Source organism: Nonomuraea sp. NPDC001699, from assembly GCF_053596455.1.
This window is the reverse complement of the sequence record NZ_JBSFGF010000006.1, coordinates 205,486-223,462: the sequence shown is the minus strand read 5'-3', so window position 1 is coordinate 223,462 and position 17,977 is coordinate 205,486. Positions and strand designations below refer to the sequence as shown.

Below are 17,977 nucleotides of genomic sequence, written 5' to 3'. Positions count from 1 at the left end.
CTCATCCGGACATGCGGAAGTCGTACCGGGGCGGGACGGGCTCGCCGGGGTGGACGGCCAGCCAGAGCCGGTCGAGGGAGACCTCGCCCTCGCGCAGGTCGTCGACGCGGATGCCCTCCGCCAGCAGGCGGCGCAGGCGGTCGTCGTCGCCGGTCGCGTGCGCGGCCCTGGCCTCGGCCAGCCGGATCCGGCCGTGGTCGCGGTAGGGCAGCTCCTCGATCAGGGCGAGCGCCGCCTCGCACCGCCCGGCCACGAGCTGGGCGTCGAGGGTCTCGACGGCCAGTTCCCGCAGGTCCGGGCGCAGCCGGTGGGCTTCGAGCAGCAGGTCGGCCGCCTCCTGCGGCGACGCGGCGAGGAAGGCCAGGACGCGCAGCGCCCATGGGGTCCTCCGCGCGCCGACGGACAGCTCGCAGGCGTCGCGGGCCGCGTCGTCCTCACCGTCGGCCAGGCGCATCAGGGCCAGGTGGTAGTACGCGTGCCAGTCGTCCGCGCTGCCCTCCAGCGCCTCCCTCCAGCGCCGGCCGGTGATCGGGGGCGCGGGCGGGTCGCAGACCGGCAGCCGGCCGGTGGCCAGTAGTCGCCCCCAGGGCTCCTGTGCGGGGCCCGGCGGCGGGAAGCCGTCGAGTCCCTCCAGCCCGCCCCAGCCGGAGCCCTCGGCCAGCCACTCCTCGGGCGGCCCGAAGGACGCCGCCTCCCCGAGCGCCTCGTCCAGCCGGGCGGGAGGGACGAGCCGTTCCAGCGCCTCGGCCGTCGCCGCGCACGCCTCCCGCCAGTTCCCGTGCGCGGCCGCCGCGTCGACGTCGAGCCGGCCGTACGCCTCCACCCAGGACCAGGTCGCGCCGCCGGGCATCGGCAGGTGCTCCAGCTGGGTCCTGGCGAGCCCGGCCTGGATCTCCAGGTACGGCGAGCCGGGGCCGGACAGCCACTCCTGCCACTGCCGGCCGCCGGCCGTGGCCCCCCAGCAGAACAGCTTGCGCCCGCGCAGCCTGCCGGTGGAGGTCTGGACGAGCCCCGACCCGGCCTCGTCCAGGGCCGCGATCCAGCGGCGCTCCCCCTCGGGCAGGTCCAGGAAGTAGTCGGCCGCCCGGACGGCCCGCGCCGGGTAGCTGCGGTCGGCCCCGTCCGCACCGTCCGCGCCGGGGAAGTCCACGTGCCGCAGATCGCTCACGTAGTCGAAGTGGAAGGCGCGATCGGCCGGGCAGAGCACCCGGCTCCCCGCGCTCTCCGGGACGGCGATGTTGGACCACCAGTAGACCGGCGTGACCTGGTCGGCGGGGTTGTGGAGGGAGACGTGCACGTAGAGCACCGGCGACCCGGCGGGCAGCCAGGCGTCGATCCGCACGATCAACCGCCGCAGCCGCTCGAACTCGAACATGCGCAGCACCGGCGTCCCGTCGGCGGCGGTGGCCCGGACCGCGTGCAGCGGCTCGCAGGTCAGCGGCCAGTGCCCGGTCGTGCCCAGGTTCCACTCCACCCCGCCGGCGACCCACGCGTCCCGCAGGGCGAGGTTGGCGGGCTGGAGGATCGGGTTGCGGTGCAGCAGCTCCCGGCCGCTGGGCCGGTGGACGAGGGACCACAGGCGCCCGCCGTACCCCGGCAGGAACGTGGCGGTGAGCAGGTCGTTCTCCAGGACCACCGTGGGCAGCTCGCGCTCGGCGCGCTCGCGGCCGTACCCCCACTGGCGGGTGTAGGGCAGGAGCGAGCGCGGCCGGCCGTAGGCCAGGTTCCGGCGCATCTCGTCGTCGACGCCCACGCCGTCCCCGGTGGTGGGGGGCACGCCGGTCAGGATCGGCAGCGTCCCGGAGACCGGGTCGGCGGCTCCCTCGATCCGGAGCAGTCCCTTGCGCAAGGAGGTCATGGCGTCACCTCTGCGGTCAGTCCGAAGGTCAGCACGGCGCCGCCCGGCAGCACCGGACGTACCGTGAACGTGTGCGCCGAGCCCGGCGCGAGCGCGGCGAGCTTCGCCTTGGTCTTGTTCGCCGGGACGCGGGCGACCTCGGTGTCACCGTCGAAGACGGCGTAGCCGGTCGCGATCGGCGACCTGGGCCAGGCGAGCCGCACCGAGTTCTGCTTCTTCGTGACGGTGAGCTCGGCGCCGTCGGCCCACGGGCGCGGCACCTCGACGACGAAGGCGTCGACGATGGCGATCCGTCCGGTGTCGGCGGCGCTCTGCCTGTTGACGACGCGGATCGTGTGCTCGCCCAGCTCCAGGCCGCTCGCCCGGAACACCCGCTGCTGCCCCTGCCGGACCGGGCCGTAGCAGTCCGCCGAGGCCCGCAGCTCGCCGTCCACGTAGAGGTCGACGACCCCCATGTCGGTGTAGCGCTCGGTGAGGAAGCTGATGCCGGTGCCGGTGAAGGTGAGCTCGGCGTAGTCCCCCTTCTCGGTGGAGTAGTGCACGTCGTCGCCGTAGTCGCCGAGTCCGCGGCCCCGGTCCACGCCGAAGGCGCCGGAGTACGTCACTCGCGGGTCGTCGTCGTTGACGTGGGTGAGGAGCAGCGCGGGGTCGGTGACGGTCAGCGAATAGCCGTCCGAGAGGCCGTCGTAGATCGCCGTGATGGTGGTCGATCCCCAGGACGCCGCCTTCACCACGCCGTGCGCGTCCACCGTGGCGACCGACGGGTCCGAGCTGACGTAGGTGACGCCGTTGGAGACCGGGGTGCGGCTGCCGTCGGCGTGCACGGCCTCGGTGGTGATCGTGGCGGTCTGGCCGGCCTTGAGCGCGGTGGCGCCGGTCGCGACGAGCGCCTTGGTCGCGGCGGTGCCCGCGGTGACGGTGAACGCGTCGAGCAGCAGGCCCGTCCCCTCGGCGACGATCCGGAACGTGTGCGCGCCCGCGGTGAGCTTCACCCAGGTGCCGACGGTCGTGAAGTGGCCGTCGCCACCGGTGTCCGGCACGTGCACCGGGTACCGGTCGCCGTCGACCTCGAAGCGGAAGGAGGTGGCCTTGCCGGACGCGGCGGTGAACGCGACCCGGTAGAGCCCGGTGTGCGGCGCGAGGACGTTCTCGTAGCGCAGGTAGTCGCCCTCGTCCACGTGGCCGACCGCGCGCACGGGGCCGTCGGCGCCCTGGTACGTGCCGACGACGACGCCGGTGTCGGCCCCCTTCCAGGCCCATTCCTGGCCCAGGTTCCACTGCATGGTGTAGTGCTCCGCCTCGATCGTCTGCTCGGCGGCGCCCTGGAGGTCGAAGCGCATCCGGTTCCACACGATGTTGGAGTGGGCCTCGGTCCACACCACCTTGATCGAGTGGGTGCCGGCGGTCAGCGGGAGGACGAAGTCCTCCGTCCGGACGCGGTTGACGCCGCCCGTGTCGCGCAGGCTCAGCCCGCCCGAGACGTCGGTCCCGTCGACCTCGACCCGGAACGTCAGCGGGTCGGCGTTGACCGTGGAGTACTGGAACTGCAGCAGGTAGTCGCCGCTCGCGGGCACCTCGACGTCGTCGTACCGCAGCCAGTCGCCGGTGTCGACGACCGAGACGCCGGGGGTGCCGTCGTCGCTGACCGCGTCCTCGGCGGCGAGCCAGACGCCCTCCTGAGCGGTGGGCTTCTCGGCCTGGATCGTGATCGACTCGGGCCGCTCGCGGGTGAACCGCATCCAGTTCATGAAGAACCAGCGGCCGTCCTCGCGGATGATCCGGATCGTGTGGCGGCCCTCGGGAAGGGTGAGGTCGCGTTCGACGGTCCGGTAGACGTTGTAGCCGCCGGAGTCCGGCACGGTGACCGTGCCCAGCGCGTCCCGGCCGTCCACCTCGACCCGGAAGCGGTTGCCCTGCTCCGACGACACGCGGAACTCGGCCCGGTAGGTCCCGCTCGCGGGCACCACGACGTTGTCGTACTCGGCCCACTCACCGGCCTCGTCCAGGTAGACCGAGCCGAAGCCGCCCTCGGGCGGCGCCTCGACGCCGTACGCGCCCTTGGCCTCGGTGTAGTCCTCGTTCTCGATCCTGAACTGGGTGAGCGGCGCGGCGAGCGCCGCCGGACGCGTGACCTCGGGCACGACCTTGATCGTGCCGATCGGGTACACCTTGCCGGCGCCGTCCGGCATGGCCAGCTCGATGCGCGGCTTGCCGTCGGCGCCGAGCATGGCGACCCCGACGTCGTAGGTTCCGGCGGGGACGCCCGCGGGCAGCGTGAACACCGAGCGCAGTTCGCGCACGTCCCCCTTGAACCACTTCGTCTGGTCGAGCGAGTCGTCGGTGCCGCGCCACACCACCTCGCCCGTGGCACGGTCGGTGAAGCGCACCTCCAGCGGGTACTTGCGCGGGCTGAAGCCGACGCCGTTGTTGGTCCAGGTGTGGGCGAGCGTGAACCGGCCACCGGCCGTGACCTGCGAGTCGTACGTCGCCCGCGGCATGACGAACCGGTAGCCGGAGTAGCGCCCGAGCGTCGTGAACCACTCGCCGTACGCGTCCTTCATCGCCTGCCACTGCGCGAAGCTCGTGTTGTTGATGCCCTGGAGGTTCGAGTGGTAGGCCTCCAGCGCGTTCTTGACGACGAGCCGCGGGTTGTTCAGCATGATCCCGCTGTCCCAGCCCGCGCCCTCCGAGACCTGGATGAGGTCACGGCGGAGCTTGCGGTTGATCCACACGCTCTCGCTGCCGGTGCCGTACTGCATCCACGGGAACGCGCTGTTCACCGTGTCGGACCGCAGGCCCCAGTTCTCGTTGCGGGCGGCCTGGTCGTAGCCGAAGGCGACGTACCGTTTGGCCTGGGTGTCGGCGTCGGGGTCGGTCGCGACGACGTCCGCGCCGGGGTTCGGCATCATGACCATCGTCCGGGTGAAGGCGTCGGCGTAGATGTCGATGATCGCGCGCAGCGTCTTCGAGCGGGTGGCGTTGTCGGGCCAGGGGAAGTTCATCGCGTCGTTCCAGCCGGACCACTCGCCGAACAGCGCGAAGGCGCGCAGGTCGACCCAGGCCATCCCCGGGTTCGTGTCGTATCGGGCGGCGAAGGCGCCGACCGCCTCCTTGAGCTCGGCGAGGTAGATCGGGTCGTGGTAGATCGGCTGCCGTGACTTGTAGACCGTGTTGTACGGCGCGAGCCGGAACCCCGCGCCGAGCTTGTCGAAGAGCCAGGCGGGCGGGTACTCGTAGGCGAAGACGCTCGGGTCGTTCTCGATGTCCGGCGCCTCGGACATGAGGAGCTGGAACTCCACGGTCTTGCCCTGCTCGACGATGCGCTTCATGAACGCGTCCAGGCGGTCCCAGGTGAAGGCGTCGTCGTCGGGCTCGAAGTCGGCCCATGCGATCTGGAGCCGTACGATGTCCGCCTCGTCCGGGATCTTCTCCTTGCCGTCGATGAACGCGGTGATCGCGGGGTCGTCGGCGAAGACCCAGCCGCGTTGGCCCGCGGGCTTGGGCGAGTTGATGTCGAAGGCGGTGCCGGTGTACGGGTTGCCGTGCAGCACCTCGTGGGTGTCGGTGAAGGTGACCGTCGTGCGGGGGGTCGGCGTCTCGGCGACCGTCGTGGCCGCGGCGGCGTGACCGGGCACGACGGCCAGGGCCGCGGCGACCACTACGGACAGGGCGGCGCCGAGCAGGCGGCTGCTCATCGGGTCTCCATCTCAAGGCGCACGGGGGCCGTCTCGGTCAGCGACCGGTACGCCGCCTCGACCAGCGCGACGGTGCGGTAGCCCGCCGTCGCGTCCGGCTGGCGGGCCTCGCCGGTGCGCACCGCGTCGAGGAAGGCGCGGATCAGCAGGTCGTCCAGCGGCGCGCCGTACCCGGCGGCGACCGCGCCGCGGCTGTTCCAGCCGGTCAGGACGCCGGCGAAGGGCGCGATCTCGGCCACGCCCTCGGTGCCGACGACGGTCAGCGTGACCAGGTCGCCGGCGTTGGGCCGGCCGGGCGGGCGCGACCAGGAGCAGTCGATCGAGGCGATGGCGCCGTCGCGGTAGAGCAGGGAGACGAGCCCGGCGGTCTCGACCGGTGCGGCGGCGCCGTTCTGCGCCGGGTTCGGGATCGTGTTGGCGATGGCGTACACCTCGACGGGGTCCTCGTCCAGGAGGTCGGCGAGCAGGTCGGCCACGTGCACGACGTGGTCGGTCAGGGCGCCTCCGCCGCTGCGCGCCGGGTCGACGAACCAGTCCCGGGTAGTGGGCACGCCGCCGCAGTTCGTGGCCGCGATGGAGACGATCCGGCCGAGGTCGCCGTGTCGTACCGCCGCGCGCAGTTCGGCGTAGGCGGGGGCGAACCTGACCGGGAACGCCGTCATCAGCACGGTGCCCGCGGCGCGGGCGGCGCCGAGCATCTCGGCCGCGTCCGCGAGCGACGTCGCCAGCGGCTTCTCGCACAGCACGTGCACGCCCTCGGCGGCGGCGCGGACCGCGAGCTCGCGGTGCCTGACGTTCTCGGCGCAGATCACCACGCCGTCCGGCCGCCAGGCCCAGAGGTCCTCCTCGGTCTCGAACCAGCCGATGCCGAGCTCGTCGGCGAGCGCACGGCCGCCGAGCTCCCCCGTGGGGCGGTCGGCGTGGCCGGCGTCGCACGCCGCGATCTCGACGTCGCCGGCACGGCGCAGCGCGGCGGCGTACTCGGTCGCGTGCAGGTGGGCGAAGGAGAGGATTCCGATCCTCATGCGGCAGAAACCTCTTCCTTGGTGGGCTGAAGGTCGACGGGCAGGCCGGCGGCGGCCGAGCGGGCCACGGCGTCCGCGATGCGCATGGCCTCAAGGCCGTCGAGGGCGGTGACCCTCGGCGCTGCGCCGGTCGCGATGGACCGCATGAAATCCGCCAGTTCGGCGCGATAGGGGCTGGTGAGAGGGGAGAAATCGGGAAGGAGGTCCGCGCCGGGCTCGGCGTGTCCCTCGTAGCGGAAGGCGCGGCGCTCGGCGGAGTCGCCGTGCAGGACGCCGTCGGACCCCGCGACCTCGAACTGCGTCCGGAACTCGATCGGAGCGGTGGTCCAGGTCGCGGTGAGCACCGAGATCGCGCCCCCGGCATGCGTCAGGAACGCCTGCGTGCTCTGGCTGCCGTCCACGACGTTCGTCCGGGCGAACACCCGCTCGACGTCGCCGCCGATCCAGCGGGCGACGTCGATGTCGTGGATCATGAGGTCGAGGAGCACGCCGCCCGAGCGGTGCTCGTCGAGATACCAGCCGCTCTGGGGGCTGCGTCCCTGGCGGGTGTGGCGTTGCACGCCGACGCGGCCCACGTCGCCGCGCGTCACCGCGTGCCACAGCTCCTCGTACTCGGCGAAGTACCGGACGACGTGGGCGGGGAAGAGCGGCACCCCGGCCGCGGCGAACCGCGCGACGAGGTCCTCCGCCTCTCCGAGTGTGCGGGTCAGAGGTTTCTCGCACACCGTCGGGAGGCCGTGCTCAAGGGCGGCGAGCGCCAGCTCACGGTGGGTGTGCGTCGGCGTGCAGATGTCGACGACGTCGGCCGCGCCGAGCAGTTCCTCCAGGCCCGCCACGGACCGCCCGCCGCCGTGCCGGGCGATGAGCCGCTCCGCGTCGTCGGCGACGGAGAAGACCACGACGTCGTAGCCGAGGTCGAGCCAGGCCGGTAGATGCGCGTTGGCGATGCCGCCCGCGCCGATGAGTCCGACCGTTCCGTGCATGGGGTGACCATCCGTTTCCGCGCGATTGTCAGTCATTTGCCGATGCCTTGCGTCATGCCGTTGACGATGCGGCGGCCGAACCAGAGGTAGATCACGATCATGGGGAGCACGACGATGACGACGCCGGCGAAGAGCCCGCCCCAGTTCGAGGTGTATTGCATGTTGGAGTAGAAGTTGAGCAGCGCGACGTTCAGCGTCTGCATGCGCTGGTTGGGCACCAGCATCAGCACGATCACGGTCTCGTTCCACAGGCTCAGCACGTTCAGCACGGCCACGGTCGTGATGCCGGGCCTGGCGAGCGGGACCATGATCCGCCAGAAGGTCCTGAACGGCGTCGCGCCGTCCAGGGCCGCGGCCTCCTCCAGCTCGCCGGGCAGCGACCGGAAGTAGCCGATGAGCACGAAGACGCTGAACGGCAGGCTCAGCACGACGTAGAAGAGCGCGACGGTGACGCGTGGATCCCACGCCCCCGTCACCCAGTCGATCATGAACCTCGACAGGCCGACGCCGATGAGCACCATGGGCACGGCGAACGCCTGGAACGGGATGCTCATGCCGACGGCGAAGAACGTCGCGACCGGCCCGCTCGACCGGCCGCCCAGCCGCGCCACCGCGTAGGCCGCCGGGATGCTGAGCCCCATGATGAGCGCCACCGAGACGGTCACCAGGACCACCGAGTTGAGCGCGGCGGCCCCGAGCCCCGAGTCCGACCAGGCGGTGGCGAAGTTCTCCCACATCCAGGTGTCGGGCATCCCCACGGGGTTCGCGAAGATCGACCGTGAGGTCTTGACCGAGTTCAGCATGACCCAGACGACCATGGCGACGTTGAAGAGCACCCACAGCCAGAGACCGGCCCTGATGAGCACGATCAGCGAGGCGCCGAAGACGTCGGCCGGGCGTCGGGCGGAGCCGGTCATGACCACTCCAGCCGGTCGCGCCGCTGGATGCGGCGGGACAGCACGATCAGCCCGACGGTGATGGCCGTCATGACCACCCCGATGGCGGCCGCCTCGCCGAGCTGCGCCATGCCGCCGACGCGTCCGCCCGTGACCCGCAGGTACTGCTCGACGGCGAGGGTCCTGGCCTCCGGCGGAGGGGTGCCCGCCGTGCCGACGAAGGCGATGACGATCTCGAACGTCTTGATGCCGGCGATCGCCCAGAGGGCCGCGGCGATCGCGATCATGTCCCGGGTCAGCGGCAGGGTGACGTACCTGAACTGCTGGATCAGGCCGGCGCCTTCGATGCGGGCCACCTCGTACAGGCTCGGGGGGATCCCGTCCACCGCGGACATCACCAGGACGACGTAGAAGCCGGCCGCGCTCCACACGACCCCGGCCATGATCACCCGGAAGATGAGCTCGGGCCCGAGCCAGGGCTGGCGCAGCGCGTCCAGGCCGGCCAGTCCGAGGACGCTGTTCACCATGCCCTTCGGGTTGAACAGGAACGAGACCGCGAGACCGACGGCGATCGGTGAGATCATGAACGGCAGGAAGACGGCCGACCGGATGAAGGCGCCGGCGCGAGCGGTGCGCAGCGCGACCATCGCGGCGACTGCGACGAGGAAGAGCGCCGCCCCGACGATCAGTGTCAGCAGGACGGTGTTCAGGAACGACGACAGGAACATCCGGCTCGACAGGAGTTCGGCGTAATTGGCGAGGCCGACCCAGGAGAACTCGGTGCCCAGCCCCGACCACTCGGCGAAACTGAGCACGACGCCGAAGACCGACGGCACGACGAAGAAGAGCAGGTAGGCGATCAGTGCCGGCAGCAGCAACGGGAGGTACAGCCGGCGGCGCTCGACGTGCAGGGCGCCGCCGTCGGCCGCCGCCCGCCCTCGGCGTGCCTTGGGCCGCGCCATGGTGTCCGCGACCACTATTCGCCCAGCTCGGCGGTCTGCGCCTTGCCCTCGGCCAGGAACTTGGCGGCGTCGATCGAGCCGCCGACGAGCTTGTCGTCGAGCGGGAGGAAGACGTCGTTGAACCACTTGGGCGCCACGGTGGCGACGCCGTCGAAGTCGAGGCTGACCGCCGTCGCGGTGCGGATCGACTCCTGGATCGAGGTGAGCGCCTCGGGGGCCGGGGAGTCGGCGCGCGACGGGATGTTGTCGGCGTCGGTCGCGATCCGGTCGATGTACTTCTTCTGCATCGCGAAGGCCAGGAAGTCCGCGACCGCCTGCCGGCTCTTCGACTTCGGGTTCATCCCCCAGCCGAGCGCGCCGATCGTGACCGCCGAGCCCTTCGAGGCGTCCACCGGCGGCAACGAGATGATGCGCGCCTTGACCGCCGGGGCGCGGAGCGAGGCCGTCTCGCTGCCGAGCCAGGTGCCGTTCAGGTTGAAGGTGTGGTCGCCGGCCGCCCACGCGTTCTGCGCGTCGGGGAACTTCGTGGCCATGTGGTCGGGCTGGAAGAGCCCGGCCTCGACGAGCGATTCGAGCTCGGTCGCGGCCCGCTTCACCTCGGGACGGTCCCAGGCGCCGGGGTCCTCGGCGAGCTGCCGCAGCGCGCCGGGGCCCGCCGTCGAGAGCAGCAGCTGGTAGAGCCAGAACGCGTTGTAGGAGTTGACCGTGCCGTCGAGCGCGATCGGCCGGCGGCCCGCGGCCTTCTCCTTGCCCGCGACGGCGAGGAAGTCCCCGAAGGTCTTGGGCGGGGTGGTGGCGAAGTCGGGATAGCGGGCGGCGTCGTACCAGAGGCCCACGGAGAAGACGCTGTGGGGCACGAACCCGTAGCCCTTGTCGTCGCTGATCGCCTTCAGCACGCTCTTCGGCAGGACCTGCTCGATCGTGGCGTTCTCGCCGGGGATCTTGGTCTTGAAGACGTCCGCCATGTCGCCGAGCGCGCCGGCGGCGCGGAACTCGGCGGTGTGGTCGATCGCCGTGTCGAAGAGGTCGGGGCCCTCCCCGGTCGCGATCGCGTTCTTGATCTGCTCTTCCTGGGCCTTGCCGAGCCACTGCACGTCGACCTTGCGCCCGGTCTCCTTGGCGTAGTCGGCGATGATGCTCTCGAAGAGCGTGGCCTGCGGGGTGCCCTTGGCCCACTTTCCCCAGTAGACCAGGGGTTTCGCGTTCGAGTCCGGCGAGGCGCCGGAGGGCTCGCCGCCTTGGAGCTTCGTGCCGCACGCGCTCAGGACGAGGAGCGCGCTGACGACGGCCGTGACGCGGATGCTGTTGCGCATTGCTGTTCCCTTCTGGGGGCAGGCGTCTACGGGGTGCCGTGCGACGCGAGGCGGGACTGCGCTGCGCAATAATAAAGACAGTTTCTGTATTAATGGAAGAGGTTGACCCGTACTCCGTGCGTCACCCGACGCCGCAGGAATCGAGAGGGTTGTGGATGAGTGTGCTGTTCGGACGTGAGCAGAGCCCGCTGCGCCGCGCCGGAGACCAGTCGCGGCTACGGCGCCTGAACTCCCTGGCCGTGATCGAGGCGATCCGGCGGGAGCCGCTCACCATCCCCATGGTCGCCCAGGCCACGGGGCTCTCGAAGACCGCCGCGGACTCCGTCGTCGCCAACCTCGTCACGCTCGGCTGGGCCGTCCCGGTCGAGCCGCTGGCCCCGACCGGCGCCGGTCGGCCGGCCAGCCGCTACCGCTTCCGGGCCGAGGCGGCGGTCGTGGTCGGCATCGACCTCGGCCAGCACACCACCAGGGCCGAGATCGCCGACCTGAACGGCGAGGTGCTGGCCGCGGGGGCGGTCGCCTCGTCCGTCTCGCAGGCCCCCGGCGATCTCGTCGCCGCCGCCGTGCGGGTCGTCGACCGCCTGCTCGCCGAGCAGGGGCGCGGGCGGGCCGAGGTCTGGGCGATCGGCGCGGCCGTGCCCGCCGTGGTCTACCAGGACGTCATCACCAAGGGGGCGGCGGGCTGGGCCGGCTTCAGCGTGCGCGCGGCGCTGGAACCGCACTTCGAGTGCCCGATCGCGGTGGAGAACGACTCGAACCTGGCCGCGTTCGCCGAGGCGTGGAAGGGCAGCGCCACCGACGCGACCTCGACGATCTACGTGCACTCGGGCAACCGCACGGGGGCGGGGCTCGTCCTGAACGGCATGGTCGTCCGCGGCGCGAACGGCGCGGCCGGCGAGATCGGCGCGCTGCCGCACCTCGGCTGGGAGCACGCCCAGGAGTTCCTGCACGACGTGCGGCTCGCCGACGGACGGCGGCTCAACCGCGAGGAGGTGTTCGCCGCCGCGGCCGACGGCGAGGCTCCGGCCGTCCAGGCGGTCGACCGGTTCAGCGGGGAGATCGCGATCGGCATCGCCGCGCTCGTGCTCGCGATCGACCCCGAGATCGTCGTGGTCGGCGGCGGCAACGCGCGTGCCGGCGACACCTTCCTGGAGCCGCTCCGCCGGCACGTCGAGGCCCTGTGCACGGTACGGCCGGCGCCGCCGATCGTGCCCTCGACGCTGAAGGAACGCGGGTCGATCACCGGCGCGGCCGGGCTGGCCGCCAACACCGTCCTGGAGCGGCTCTACGCGGTGGCCTCCGGCGGGCAGACGCTGTCCAGCACCGACGTCCCGCCGTGGCGGTGGACCACGGCGGCGGGCGGAGCCGGGGCGTGACGCCGTCTCGCCCTTCAGGACAGACATCGGATGAATCTGCGCACAGCTCTTGCCGATGCCCTGGAGCTCGGGCTACGTTTCCTCCAATCTCTCCCCCGCTTTGGAGTGGCCATGGCCCGCTTACGTCGACTTCTCGCCGTCTCCATGCTCAGCATCATCGGATGTCTGCCTGCTCCTGCCCAGGCAGCGACAGACGGCCCCTATGAGCCGACCGTCGAATCGTTGAACAGTCATCCGACCCCCAAATGGTTCAGCAACGACAAGTTCGGCATCTTCCTCCACTGGGGGGCGTACTCCGTCCCGGCCTGGGGCCCGCGCGGCAGTTACGCCGAGTGGTACTGGTACTACATGAACTCCCCCGGCAACGCGACCAACAGCTACCACCGGGACACCTACGGCCAGGACTTCTCCTACGACCGCTTCGCCGAGCAGTGGAAGGCGGAGAAGTTCGACGCCGCCGACTGGGTCAAGCTCTTCAACGACGCCGGGGCCAAGTACTTCGTCCTCACCTCCAAGCACCACGAGGGCGTCGCCCTGTGGGACAGCAAGGTGAGCGAGCGCGACACCATGGCGATGGGCCCGAAGCGGGACCTGGCCAAGGAGCTGTTCACCGCGGCCCGCGCCGACGGGAAGCTGCGCGCGGGCTTCTACTACTCGCTCATGGAGTGGTACAACCCGCTGTTCACCGGCCAGCCGGCGACCAACCCGTACACCGGTCAGCCCGTGCCGTACACCGGGGCTCCGCAGAGCGGCGACTACGTCAAGGACTACATGCTCCCGCAGATGCGCGAGCTGATCGACGGCTACGACCCCGACATCCTGTGGTGCGACGGCCAGTGGGACCGTTCGGCCGCCCAGTGGCAGACCGCGGGGGTGATCGCCGACTACTACAACCAGGCGGCCAAGAAGGGCAAGGAGGTGGCGGTCGCCAACCGGTGCAAGATCGAGAGCGGCGCGCTGGAGAGCCACGAGCTGGACTTCCAGACGCCCGAGTACTCCGTCAAGCCGGACATCGACCCCGTCAAGTGGGAGTCCAGCCGCGGCATCGCCCACTCCTACGGCTACAACCAGAACGAGCCCATCGAGGACTACCTGACCTCCGACCAGCTCGTGGACTCCTTCGTGGACATCGTCAGCAAGAACGGCAACCTGCTGCTGGACGTGGGCCCGAAGGCCGACGGCACCATCCCCGAGGTGCAGCGCGAACGGCTGCTGGACATGGGCTCCTGGCTGAAGGTCAACGGCGAGGCCATGTACGGCACCACGTACTGGAACCGGGCCGAGGAGAAGGGCGGCCCGGACGACCTCCGGTACACCGTCAAGGACGGCGTGCTCTACGCCACCGCGCTGAAGTGGCCGGGCGAGCAGCTCACCCTGGGCGCGGACGTGCCGGTCGCCCCCGGGACGCGCATCACGCTGCTCGGCTCCGACAGCGGCCCGCTGCGGTGGCAGCGCGACGAGCAGGGCCGGGTGGTCGTCACCACCCCCGCCGAGACCGGGCAGTACGCCTACTCCTTCAAGATCGAGACGCCCGGCGTGTCGGCCCTGCCGCGCTTCGGCACCGATCTGCCCGAGTTCGTAGAGGCCGGTGAGACCTTCAGCGGCAAGGTGACCGTCACCAACCCCGGCTCCAAGCCGCTGCACGGGGCCTCGCTGGAACTCACCGCGCCCGAAGGCTGGACGGTGAACGCGGCGAACACCAGGATCGGCAACCTGGCGGGCGGGGCGAGCGCCGACGTGCCCGTCACCGTGACCGTGCCAGAAGGGGCCGAGCCCGCCGCGATGCCGATGCGAGCAACGCTCAAGTCGGGCCGGTTGCGCGTGCCGTACCCGGTGCCCGTCTCGGTGGTGTTGCCCAACCTGGCCCAGGGCAAGCCGGCCACCCAGCAGAGCACCGGCTACGACGCCCCGGCCTCGCGGGCCGTGGACGGCAACACCAACGGCGACTTCTGGAACGGTTCGGTCAGCCACACCGCGGAACCGGCCAAGGAAGCCTGGTGGCAGGTCGATCTGGGAGCCTCGGCCGACCTGGACAGCGTCGAGATCTGGAACCGCACCGACTGCTGCGCCGACCGGTTGCGGGACTACTGGGTGATGTCCTCCGAGCAGCCGATCACCGCGGACGGCCTGGAAGCGGCCCGCACGGCACCGGGCGTGACCGCCGTGCACGTGCAGGAGCAGGCCGGGCGGCCCAGCACGATCAGGCTGCCCGCCGGCACGACCGGGCGGCACGTGCGCATCCAGCTCTCCTCGGCCACCAATCCCCTGGCCCTGGCAGAGGTACGGGTGAGAGGCCGCTAGCAAAGACGGCCGACCACAAGGCGCCGATCGCCGTGCGGGTGCGCGGCGGTCGGCGCCGACGCGCGTGGCGGCAGCGGGCGGGTCAGGGGCGGCAGGTCTGGTCGGTGGCGGGGAGGGCGCCGGTGGCCAGGTAGGCGTTGACCTTGGCGTCCACGCAGGCGTCGCCGTACTCGCCGTAGATGCCGTGGGCGGTGACGCCGCGCAGGGTGAGCAGGCGGGAGCCGGTCAGCGCCCGGTGCATGGCCTTGCTGCCCTCGTAGGTGGTGGCGGTGTCGCCGGTGGCGGACACGATCAGCGCGGGGGTGGCGTTGGCGACACGCGTGAGGCGCTCGCGCGGCCGCGTCGGCCAGAACGCGCAGGGCCAGATGTTGTTCTTGACGGGCCCGAAGAGCGGGTGGCGCACACGGCTGCGCTGGACGTCGTCCCAGTAGACGTCGGGGTCGCGCGGCGCGGCCCGGTCGCCGCAGGTGATGGCGGCGGCCGGACCGGCGAGCGGGGAGCCGGCGCCGGTCAGGACGAACGAGAGGAATCCGGCGAGTTCGGCGCCCGGTTCGGCCGGGCGGCCGTGCGCGGCCTCGTTCAGGGTCCGGACGGTGGCGGCGAACTCGGCGCGGGCCTCCGGGCGGTCGTTGGCCGAGCCGACGGACAGGATGTACGGGACCGCCTGGTCGTCCACCTCGTACCGGCCGACGCGCAGCGGGCCGTCCTCGGCGGCGGCGACGATCGTGTCCACGGTGGCGAGCACCCGGGCGGTGGTGGCGCCGAGGCCGTAGGCGCCGTGACGGGCGGCGGCCCAGGACGCCCAGCCGCGCAGCGCGCGGTCCGCCTCGTCCTCGCTGCCCCGCATCGCCCTGGGGCCCCACTTGTCCGGGTCGCCCGCGCTGTCCAGGACCACGCGGTCGGTGCGGCCGGGGAACAGCTGGGTGTAGACCGCGCCCAGGTAACTGCCGTAGGAGTAGCCGAGGAAGGAGATCCGGCGCTCCCCGAGGGCGCGGCGCACGAGGTCGAGGTCGCGGGCCGTGTCGCGGGTGTTGGCGTACGGGAGCACGTCGGCGTGACGCTCGGCGCAGCGCTCGGCCAGGTCGCGCTGCACCGCCACCTGGTGATCGAACCGGGCGCGGGTCGCGCCGGCCGAGCGGACCCACAGGCCGATGGGCCAGCCGCAGTCGAGCGGCGTGCTGCGCCCGACGAAACGCGGGTCCAGGCCGACGATGTCGTACCGGGCGCCGACGTCCTTCATGGCCGCGCGGGTCCGCAGGGGCATGTCCAGCGTGCTCTCGCCTGGGCCGCCGCTGTTGAGCACCAGGGTGCCGATGCGGTGGGCGCGGTCGGCGGCGGGGATGCGGGACAGCGCGAGTTCGATCGTGCGGCCGCCCGGCCTGGAGTGGTCGAGCGGGACGGTGAGCGCCGCGCAGCGTGCGCCCGCCCGGTCGAGCTCCTTGCCCACGGCGTCGTCGGAGCCCTGGGCGCACGGCTTCCAGTCGAGCGACGGGGGCGCGACGGCGTCGGCGCCGGCCGGGGGCGCGAAGGCGGACAGGGCGATCAAGGCGGTCAGGGCGGCGGCCGGGACCAGGCGTCTCGCACGTGTCGGTTTCATGGCCGGGGACGCTATTGCGGCCGCAGCCCCGGCACGATACAGCCGGCCGCACGCGCCTTGGTACAGCCCGCTGTAGTGTCCGGCGGGACATGGTGACAAATACTGGGATCCGTACGGAGTCGTGAGGAGGTGCGCATGCGTGACCGTGCGTTCTCCGGCTCGATCTACCTGCTGGGCACGCTGGCCACCGCCGTGGCCACGGCGCTCGCCCTGCCGGTGCTGCTCGCGCCGGCGGCCGGGCGGGGCTGGGCGGCCTGGCACCGCCGGCGGGCCGGCGGGCTGCTCGGCGTCCCGGCCGACGGGCGGCCGGGCGGGCGGCGGGATCTCCCCTGGGCCCTCGCGCACGTCGCCGTCGGGTTCCCGCTCGGGCTGGCCGCCCTGCTGTGCCTGGGCAACATCGTGGTCGCCGCGGTGGCGATGTCCCTGTGGTGGGCGTTCCCCGTCGGCGTGCGGCCCACGTTGTTCTCCTTCTACGACGTCCAGGTGGGTGACTGGGTGACCGCGCTGGTCGGGGGCGCCGCGCAGATCGCCGTCCTCGGCGCGGCGGCCTGGTGGGGGCTGCCGGTGCTGGCGCGGCTGCACGCCCGGCTGTGCCTGGCGCTGCTCACGCCGTCGGCCCGCGAACGGCTCACCGAGCGGGTGGACGTGCTGACCAGGAGCCGCGTCGGCGTCGTCGACGCCCACGGCGCGGAGCTCCAGCGCATCGAACGCGATCTCCACGACGGGACGCAGGCGCGCCTGGTGACCATCGCCATGCATCTGGGCCTGGCCCGGGAGTCGCTCGCCGACGACCCGGAGACGGTCGCGGCGCTGCTCCGGCAGGCGCACGAGACGGCCGAGGAGGCGATGGCCGAACTGCGCACGGTGCTCCAGACGATCTACCCGCCGATCCTGGCCGACCGCGGGCTCGACGGCGCGCTGACGGCGCTGGCCGCCCGGTCGGGCGTGCCGGTCCACATCGAGCTCGCCGAGCTGGGCGTGCTCCCGGCGTCCGTGGAGACGGTGGCCTACTACGTGATCGCCGAGGCGCTGACGAACGTGGCCAAGCACGCCGCCGCCACCCGGGCGGCCCTGCGGGTCGAGCGGTCCGGCGACGTGCTGTCCATCGAGGTCACCGACGACGGGAGGGGCGGCGCCGACGAGGCGCGCGGCACCGGGATCCCCGGGATCCGCCGGCGGGTCGCCGCCCTCGACGGCGTGGTCCGCCTCGACAGCCCCGCGGGCGGCCCCACCACGCTCGCCGTCCGGATGCCGTGCGCATTGTGATCGTTTCAGGAGGTTCCGTGCGGGTCGTGATCGCCGAGGACAACGTTCTGCTGTCCAGCGGGCTGAAGCTGCTGCTGGCGGCGAAGGGCTGCGAGGTCGTGGCGGTCGTCGGCGACGGGGAGGCGTTCCTCGACGCCGTCGCCGAACACCGCCCCGACATCGCCATCGTGGACGTGCGGCTGCCGCCGTCGTTCCGCGACGAGGGGATCCACGCCGCGCTGCGGGCCCGCCGCGAGCACGGCGCGCTGCCGATCCTGGTGCTCTCCCAGTACGTCGAGCGCGAGTACGCCGGCGAGCTGCTCTCCGACGGCCGCGGCGGCATCGGCTACCTGCTCAAGGACCGGATCGGCCGGGTGGCCGAGTTCGTCGACGCCCTGCGCCGCGTCGCGGCCGGCGGCACCGCCATGGACCCCGAGGTGATCGCCCAGCTCTTCGCCCGCCGCCCCGACGACCCCCTCGCCGCCCTCACCGCCCGCGAGCGGGAGTCCCTGGCGCTCATGGCGCAGGGGCACGACAACGCCACCATCGCCGAGCGGATGCGCATCTCCGACAACGCCGTCCACAAGCACATCGGCAACGTCTTCGCCAAGCTCGGCCTGGCCCCGGACGACTCCGGCCACCGCCGCGTCCGGGCCGTGCTCGCCTACCTGGACGGCACCTCCCCTCCGGCCGAGCCGGACCCCGTCCGGGGGACGCGGCGCTGAC

At 72.2% G+C, this 17,977-nt stretch carries 12 protein-coding genes; 4 read left to right on the top strand and 8 right to left on the bottom strand.

All coding sequences use genetic code 11. The features are described from left to right. Window position 1 precedes the first annotated feature (1 nt). Genes ACWCSU_RS20325 through ACWCSU_RS20295 form a run of 7 tightly spaced genes read right to left on the bottom strand, consistent with a single transcriptional unit; the run spans window position 2 to window position 10,732 of the window. The gene (locus ACWCSU_RS20325; RefSeq protein WP_449936682.1) at window positions 2-1,858 is read right to left on the bottom strand and encodes a DUF5107 domain-containing protein; all 1,857 of its coding nucleotides are present in this window, start codon (window positions 1,856-1,858) and stop codon (window positions 2-4) included. Then, the gene (locus ACWCSU_RS20320; RefSeq protein ID WP_449936679.1) at window positions 1,855-5,553 is read right to left on the bottom strand and encodes a carbohydrate-binding protein; all 3,699 of its coding nucleotides are present in this window, start codon (window positions 5,551-5,553) and stop codon (window positions 1,855-1,857) included. Before ACWCSU_RS20320 ends, ACWCSU_RS20325 begins: the two co-directional genes overlap by 4 nt. After that, window positions 5,550-6,578, bottom strand: coding sequence for a Gfo/Idh/MocA family protein (locus ACWCSU_RS20315; protein ID WP_449936677.1), 1,029 nt, complete (start codon window positions 6,576-6,578; stop codon window positions 5,550-5,552). The genes ACWCSU_RS20320 and ACWCSU_RS20315 overlap by 4 nt, the downstream gene beginning before the upstream one ends. Next, window positions 6,575-7,561: a Gfo/Idh/MocA family protein gene (locus ACWCSU_RS20310; RefSeq protein WP_449936676.1), complete on the bottom strand. Its 987-nt coding sequence runs from the start codon at window positions 7,559-7,561 to the stop codon at window positions 6,575-6,577. The genes ACWCSU_RS20315 and ACWCSU_RS20310 overlap by 4 nt, the downstream gene beginning before the upstream one ends. 32 nt (window positions 7,562-7,593) lie before the next feature. Continuing rightward, the gene (locus tag ACWCSU_RS20305; protein WP_357700491.1) at window positions 7,594-8,478 is read right to left on the bottom strand and encodes a carbohydrate ABC transporter permease; all 885 of its coding nucleotides are present in this window, start codon (window positions 8,476-8,478) and stop codon (window positions 7,594-7,596) included. Further along, window positions 8,475-9,434 (bottom strand): carbohydrate ABC transporter permease, encoded by a 960-nt coding sequence (locus ACWCSU_RS20300; protein WP_357700489.1) that lies wholly within the window; start codon window positions 9,432-9,434, stop codon window positions 8,475-8,477. Before ACWCSU_RS20300 ends, ACWCSU_RS20305 begins: the two co-directional genes overlap by 4 nt. Next, window positions 9,434-10,732 (bottom strand): ABC transporter substrate-binding protein, encoded by a 1,299-nt coding sequence (locus ACWCSU_RS20295; protein WP_357700487.1) that lies wholly within the window; start codon window positions 10,730-10,732, stop codon window positions 9,434-9,436. Before ACWCSU_RS20295 ends, ACWCSU_RS20300 begins: the two co-directional genes overlap by 1 nt. A 155-nt stretch (window positions 10,733-10,887) precedes the next feature. On the opposite strand from ACWCSU_RS20295, the gene ACWCSU_RS20290 reads away from it, so the two are divergent. Both ACWCSU_RS20290 and ACWCSU_RS20285 read left to right on the top strand, forming a co-directional pair. Continuing rightward, the gene (locus ACWCSU_RS20290) at window positions 10,888-12,108 is read left to right on the top strand and encodes an ROK family protein (RefSeq protein ID WP_449936674.1); all 1,221 of its coding nucleotides are present in this window, start codon (window positions 10,888-10,890) and stop codon (window positions 12,106-12,108) included. 30 nt (window positions 12,109-12,138) lie between these two features. Beyond that, a complete protein-coding gene (locus ACWCSU_RS20285; protein ID WP_449936672.1) occupies window positions 12,139-14,409 on the top strand; it encodes an alpha-L-fucosidase in 2,271 nt (756 codons plus the stop codon). 82 nt (window positions 14,410-14,491) lie between these two features. Here ACWCSU_RS20285 and ACWCSU_RS20280 read toward each other — a convergent pair whose 3' ends face one another. Next, window positions 14,492-16,006: an alpha/beta hydrolase gene (locus tag ACWCSU_RS20280; RefSeq protein ID WP_449936670.1), complete on the bottom strand. Its 1,515-nt coding sequence runs from the start codon at window positions 16,004-16,006 to the stop codon at window positions 14,492-14,494. Between the two features lie 135 nt (window positions 16,007-16,141). Here ACWCSU_RS20280 and ACWCSU_RS20275 point away from each other — a divergent pair, with 135 nt between their 5' ends. Together ACWCSU_RS20275 and ACWCSU_RS20270 are read left to right on the top strand one after the other, a co-directional pair. Continuing rightward, window positions 16,142-17,272, top strand: coding sequence for a sensor histidine kinase (locus ACWCSU_RS20275; protein WP_357700479.1), 1,131 nt, complete (start codon window positions 16,142-16,144; stop codon window positions 17,270-17,272). A 17-nt stretch (window positions 17,273-17,289) separates the two neighbouring features. After that, entirely contained in the window at window positions 17,290-17,976 is a 687-nt protein-coding gene (locus ACWCSU_RS20270; protein ID WP_364100860.1) for a response regulator transcription factor, read from the top strand. Window position 17,977: the final 1 nt, after the last annotated feature.